Annotated in this window: 1 pseudogene; it reads left to right on the plus strand. The window is 81.9% G+C overall.

From position 1 onward, the window contains the following. Positions 1–529: pseudogene (locus tag ACFHYO_RS14970) on the plus strand (hypothetical protein); the annotation flags it as partial.

The raw sequence follows: 529 nt of genomic DNA on the forward strand, positions 1-529 counted from the left end.
CGCCGCGCCCGCACCGCCGCCGCGGCAAGCGCGCTCGGCACCGCGATCCAGACCGGCGCCCCGCGCGAGGCGGCGCTGGCCCAGTTGCAGGAGGCCGGCGTGACCCCGCCCCCCGCGCTGACCGTCGAGGTGCCGACGCTCGAGGCGCTCGCCGCCGAGTTCCCGCCCGCCGCCCGCGCCGCGCTGCGCGCCGAATTGCGCAGCGATGCGGCCTCGGGCCGCGGCAGCGCCATCGGCAACTTCCTGCGCGCCCAGACCGGGGCGCGCTCGGTCACCCCGCACGAGGGGTCGGACGCCGACGCGGTGCTGTCGCGCGCCGGTGCGGCGGTCGACCGCGGCGACATTGCCGCGGCGCTCAAGGAACTCGAGGCGCTGCCCGCCCCGGCCCGCCCGGCGATGGAGCCGTGGATCGCCCGCGCCCGCGCCGCGGCCGAGGCCGCCGCGGCGATCGGCGCGCTGACCGCCCCCCCGGCGGCGGAGGCTGCGGCCGCTGCACCAACCGCGCCGACCCAAGCGGCGCCGGTGGCGG

Source organism: Paracoccus panacisoli (assembly GCF_042435015.1).
In the GTDB taxonomy this organism is placed as follows: Bacteria; Pseudomonadota; Alphaproteobacteria; order Rhodobacterales; family Rhodobacteraceae; genus Paracoccus; species Paracoccus panacisoli.